Raw genomic sequence first — 4765 nt, forward strand, 5'->3', positions numbered from 1 at the left:
ACACTGTCCTCGCCGGCAAGCCAGTGTCGGCAGATGTGCAACTGCCTTCGGGCTCCTGGGTGATTTCAGCCATACCGAAGGGGGGCTGGCCAGCCACTCCAAAGAATGCCTGGATTTTGCGGGGGCTCATAGGCTTTGCCGGCGCGCTGGTGGTGCTGCCGATCCTGGTGGCCGGGCGGCTGTTTGGCGAGAGACAGAAAAACTATGCCGAGCTCAGACGCTTGTCCGGCCGTCTTGAGCTGGCTTTGGAAGCTTCTGGGATCGGCGTGTGGGAGCACGACCTGGCCACAAAAGAGCTGCTATGGGATCACCGCGTCAACCAAATCTACGGCAAGCCAGCCGATGGCAAACCGCGCGGCTATGACGACTGGGCTTCGGCCATTCATCCCGACGATTTCAACCGGGCGCGCCAGGAGTTCGAGTCGGCCGCAGAGAGGAAAGGACCCTATTCCTCGCAATACCGAGTCCTGCTTGCGGAGGGCGGCACGCGCCACGTGCGCACGCGCGCAGCCTTCTTCCAGGACATCGGCGGCACGCCAAAGATGATTGGCGCCGAGTGGGACGTGACCAGCGACGTGCTGCTCAACGAGACGCTCATGCGAGAGCGCCAGCTGTCAGAATCGAAAAATGCCGAACTTGAGGTCGCCAAAGCGCGTGTCGAGCATGTGGCTCTGCATGACCCGCTGACGGGTCTGCCCAACCGTCGCTATCTCGATGAGTTGCTTGCCGAAAACGGGGAAAAGGATACCCGTACGGCACTGCTGCATCTGGACCTCGACCGCTTCAAGCAGATCAATGATACGCTGGGCCACGCAGCAGGTGACGCTATGCTGGTGCACGCCTCCAAGGTCATCAAGGTCAACACGACTCCCGGTGATTTTGTTGCACGCATCGGCGGTGACGAGTTCGTTGTGGTGAGCCATGGGCGTGATGACAAACAACTTTCCGCGCTCGCCGACCGCATCATCACGCAGATGCGCCGGCCGGTCGATTTTCTGGGCAATCCGTGCCGGTTCGGAGTGAGCATCGGAATCGCCGCCGGAACCGAACCCAGGCAACTGCTGGTCAACGCCGATCTCGCCCTTTACCGGGCCAAACGCCGTGGTCGCAATCGCCACGAGTTCTTTGACGAAGAGCTGCAAAGCGAGATCGTGCGGACCAAGCAAATTGCCGACGAAATCCTGGGCGGGCTGGAGCGCGCCGAATTCACAACATACTATCAGCCGCAGTTCGACGCCCGCACGCTTGAGATCGTCGGAGTAGAGGCGTTGTCGCGCTGGAAGCATCCAACACGCGGCATCCTGGCCCCCCAAAGTTATCTTAAAGTGGCCGAAGAACTCAACGTCGTGGCAGTCATCGATCGCGCTGTCCTGGAACAGGCGCTAGAGAACTTCGAGCACTGGTCGAGCAGCGGTCTCAACATCCCGCACGTCTCGGTCAATGTCTCCGCCAAGCGCTTGGAGGACAAGGATCTGATCCATGGCTTGCGCAAGCTTGCCATCAAGAAAGGAACCCTTTCGTTTGAGTTGGTCGAGTCCATCTTCCTCGATGATAATGACGACCTGGTCACGTGGAACCTGGAGCACATAAAGGAACTCGGCATCGACATCGAGATCGATGACTTCGGCACCGGCCATGCTTCGATAGTGTCCCTGCTCAAGCTGCAGCCGCGCCGGCTCAAGATCGACCGTCAACTGATCACGCCCGTCACCCAGTCGATCCCGCAGCGTCAACTGGTCTCGTCCATCATTGAGATCGGCAAATCGCTGGGCATCGAAGTCATTGCCGAGGGTGTCGAGACGAACGACCACGCCCGCATCCTGAAGGAACTAGGCTGCGATATCCTGCAGGGCTATGTTTTTGGACGCCCAATGGAGGCCAAGGCTTTCACGGCGTTTGTGCAATCGCGCAAATGGTTGGCAGCGGGGTAAGGTCATGCCCGCTCCGTCAGAGCGCCGGTTCGCCAATGTGCTCCGCCCTTGCGTGCCGGCGAAGTGAGCCAAAGCAAAGGTTCCTCGTGAGTCAATTCGACCCGTGCCGAAAGAGGAACTTCAGGATCGCTTCGACGGCAGATCAAGGCGGGCGAACGCCTGACAATGCGCTTATGTGATTTCCCGGCGGCCCAGAGGGGCACCTATAGGCCGTTTCCTGAGAAACGCGCCAACAGCAAAACTCCAAGCAGGCGGCCCCGATTTTCGGCGGACACAGATGCAAGCAGCGCCCTTGCCAGTTCCTTGGCAAGGTGCGTCGCTCCTTCGCGAGCGGCGCCCGGTGGCGGGCTCCTGCTGATGATCTGCGGTAGAAGAAAGGGCTTGGCAATCACGATACTGTTTGGAACTTCCGCTGCCCAATGGCAGGCGCTGCCGCAATCAGCCGAGCCGACCATCGGATGCAAGGCGGGAGAGCAGGCCGCGGATCGAGAAACGCAGTCCCTCCGGCGCAAAGTCGAGATCGGGAGCCTGTCCGAACAGACTCGTCAATGCAGCGCGCATGTAGCGCGTCCCATATCCCACTCGCGAGGGTTCGACTACGGTTGGTCCTCCTGTTTCGGTCCATCTCAACGACAGCAATGGTTCCGAGTTCGACTCAATATTCCATTCCAGGCGTATTCTGCCTTCGGGGCGGGACAAGCCGCCATATTTGATGGCGTTTGTTGCCAGTTCATGAAGCGAGAGGGCGAGAGTTGTACCGGCATCGCGCGAAAGCAGCACCTCGGGTCCTTCGATCGTGATGGCAGTTTGATCCTTGGAAAGGTATGGCGCGAGGACCGATTTTGCTACATTCGTTAAGGCCACTGTCTCGCCACCGGCAGCAAAAACTGCAGAATGAACATCCGACAAGGCTCTCAATCTCCCTTTGAAGTCTTCTGCAAGTCCCTCTGCCGAGATCGCGCCGCGCCTGGTCATATCGAAGATGGATATGACGGTCGCCAGGATGTTTTTCACTCGATGATTTAGTTCAAGGCGTAGTTCCGTCTCCCGCTCAAGATAGTCACGCACGTCGCGCTGGCGAATTCTGGTGAGGAGTGCCGACTGGATTCCGCTTATCAGTTCGAGCGCAGCCACGGGACGCTGATAGTATATCTGACGCGAACGTGGCCAAGCAGCACTCAGCGCCGCTTGGATGCGTGACTGCTGTGCCGCGCGGTCCAACAAAACAACGATTGGAATTTCCGACCAATTCGGCTGCGCCTGAAGGAAACTTTCAACCGTTGCGATAGCCTGAGGATTCAAGGCTTCGTGAGTAACAACCAGCACTCCAGGGGATAGCGCAAGCAAACCCTCTAAGTCCTCGGGACTCGCCGCTAGAGCCCGTAGACCACGTTCTTGCAGCAGGGAAGCGGTGTAACCAGCATCCTTGCGGTAAGGCGCCAAGATCAGCACCCAATCCAGTGTTCCCAGCCCGTTTCGCTCGACGTCGTTCACGTCTCGGGCAGAGGATTGTAGGAAACGACGGAAACGCCGGAACTCGCGATGAACAGTTCCCGGACATCGAGATCGTGCGGGCCGTGGCGCTTCTTGACGACCGTGATGTTGCGCCTCAAACGGCCCTCATGCTCGGACATGCGCAGCAGAAGCACGGTGTCGCCGAGAAAACTAACGTCCACGTCGATCCCAACGTTCTGCCCGAGCAAACCATGCTGGGCGACAATGAGCATGGTCAGCACGTCAGCGCGCGCGAGATGTTTCAGGAGAGACTGGATGTCCAGAACCGCCTTTTCCCGGTGGGGAAGAGAATTCAGATAGCCGGTGAAGCTGTCAATCACGACAACCCGGGTATTGTTGCGACTGACGACTTGCTGCACAATCTGGCCGAACTCCCCAGGCGAGATTTCGTTGGGACTAAAATCGTAGATGACAAGTTGGCCATCCTTGTGGAACTGCCGAAGATCCATCCCAAGGCCCTCGGACCGGCGAAAGAAAGTCTCCAGTCGCTCCTCAAACAGGAACAGGGCCACGCTTTCGCGGCGCTGAAGCGCGGCAGTGGCGTAAAGCGAAGACATCGTCGACTTGCCTGTTCCCGACTGACCAATCACGAGCGTTATGGTTCCCGATTCCTGGCCGCCGCCGAACATCTCGTCGAGAGCGTCTACCCCTGACTTGATCAGTTGCGGCTTGGTCACTTCGGGAGGCGACCCTGGCACAATCCTCGGAAACACCACAACGCCCTCGCCCTCGCGAATGGCCATATCGTGATAACCGTCAGCAAACGGCACGCCGCGCATCTTGCTGACTTCAATGCGCCGGCGCACGCCGCCGTAGTCCTCGAGAGATTTATCAAGCCGGATCACGCCGTGGGCAATGCCCTCGATTTCCTCGCCGTTGTGATCGCCTCCGCTGGTCTGGGTGTCGAGCAACACCGCCACAATGCCCTGTTTGGCAAGGAAGGCCTTGAAGCCAATCAGTTCGCGCCGGAACCTCGGTGTGTCACCGGTAATCAGCCGGATCTCGAGCAGCGAGTCATAAACAAGCCTGTGGGGTTTGTGTTCTTCGATCGCGCGTTCAATCGCCTTGCGCGTTTCATCCAATCGAAGGTCGGCAGTCTGGAAAATCGTCTGATCGGCCGCGCCACTCAGGGTCTCCGAAGCGGACAATTCCTCAACACGAATCCCATCAAGCGTCCAGCCGTGTGAAGACGCAATCGCCTGCAGTTCGGCGGCGGTTTGCGAAAGGCTGACATAGATGCAGCGTTCACCGGCTGCCACACCGGCGCGCAGGAACTGCAAGGCCGCGGTCGTCTTGCCTGCGCCTGGATCGCCTTGCAC

Annotated in this window: 3 protein-coding genes; 1 reads left to right on the forward strand and 2 read right to left on the reverse strand. The window is 58.9% G+C overall.

The window, feature by feature from the left end:
* A partial coding sequence (locus EN964_RS24955) for a bifunctional diguanylate cyclase/phosphodiesterase (protein ID WP_127276839.1) occupies positions 1-1931 on the forward strand: 1931 nt, incomplete at its 5' end.
* 438 nt (positions 1932-2369) lie between these two features.
* Here EN964_RS24955 and EN964_RS24965 read toward each other — a convergent pair.
* Together EN964_RS24965 and EN964_RS24970 are read right to left on the reverse strand one after the other, a co-directional pair.
* Positions 2370-3425: an HWE histidine kinase domain-containing protein gene (locus tag EN964_RS24965; protein ID WP_127272449.1), complete on the reverse strand. Its 1056-nt coding sequence runs from the start codon at positions 3423-3425 to the stop codon at positions 2370-2372.
* On the reverse strand, positions 3422-4765 hold a 1344-nt coding region (locus EN964_RS24970; protein ID WP_127276841.1), incomplete at its 5' end, for an ATPase domain-containing protein. The genes EN964_RS24970 and EN964_RS24965, both read right to left, overlap by 4 nt.

Source organism: Mesorhizobium sp. M7A.F.Ca.CA.001.10.2.1, assembly GCF_003998575.1.
Taxonomy (GTDB): Bacteria; Pseudomonadota; Alphaproteobacteria; order Rhizobiales; family Rhizobiaceae; genus Mesorhizobium.